This is a genomic window from Candidatus Symbiopectobacterium sp. NZEC135 (assembly GCF_025962695.1).
Map to the genome: position 1 here is coordinate 1 of NZ_JAGFPF010000850.1, position 889 is coordinate 889.

Here is an 889-nt window from a genome sequence, read left to right on the forward strand (position 1 = left end):
GGTACCAACCGAGTCGACATTGCTGCCTTCGAGTACGCCGGGCATGATACGCACGGTGGGATCGTTCTGTAATACATTGCCACGCTGCTGCTGAGCCGCTGGGGTCAAGCGGAACAAACCATCATCAGAACGCGTCACTTCTTGTCCCGTTGCTTTCACCAGCTTCAAGCGGCCCAACTGCGCAATGGTATTCGGTGCATCACCCGCGTTCAACGAGGAGATGGTACCATCGGCAGAGATGCTGATTTGCGCATTGGGCGGAATCTCGATCGGACCACCGTCCCCCATCACAATGCGTCCCTGGATGGTCAACTGCCCATCGGCATTGAGTTCCATATTACCATTGCGGGTATAGGCTTCACCGTTAGCGGTTTGCACTGCCAGCCAACTCTCTTTCGGCAGTGCAACATCCATGGAACGACCGGTGTAATCCATCACACCTGCCGACATATCCGCGCCCGGCGTAGAAGCGACAACCAGCGTCCGGGTGTGATTCGTCGGTCCATTGATGGGCACGGCACGCAACGCCGCCAATTGCGACTTGAAACCCGGCGTTGAAGCATTGGCCAGGTTGTTGGCGGTAATCGCCTGCTTTTCAAGTGACTGGCTGGCACCGCCCATCGCTGTATAAATTACGTGATCCATGGAGTCTCTCCGCTAAACGATTAACGCATGCTGACCAGCGTTTGCAGGATGGAGTCCTGCGTTTTAATGGTTTGCGCATTAGACTGGTAGAAACGTTGGGCAACAATCATATCCACCAACTCTTTACTCATGTCCACGTTTGAGCTTTCTGTCATATTGCCCAGCAACGTCCCCACGCTCCCCACACCCGCCTGACCGATGACCGGCTGACCGGATTTATCCGTGCTGGGCCAGGTGTTATCGC

2 protein-coding genes are annotated in these 889 nt (G+C 55.3%); both read right to left on the minus strand.

All coding sequences use genetic code 11. From position 1 onward, the window contains the following. The coding region (locus J5224_RS30930; RefSeq protein WP_264628842.1) for a flagellar basal body rod protein FlgF at positions 1-645 on the minus strand (645 nt) is incomplete at its 3' end. 20 nt (positions 646-665) lie between these two features. Next, positions 666-889, minus strand: a 224-nt coding sequence (locus J5224_RS30935) for a flagellar basal body rod C-terminal domain-containing protein (RefSeq protein ID WP_319802517.1), incomplete at its 5' end; no start/stop codon positions are given.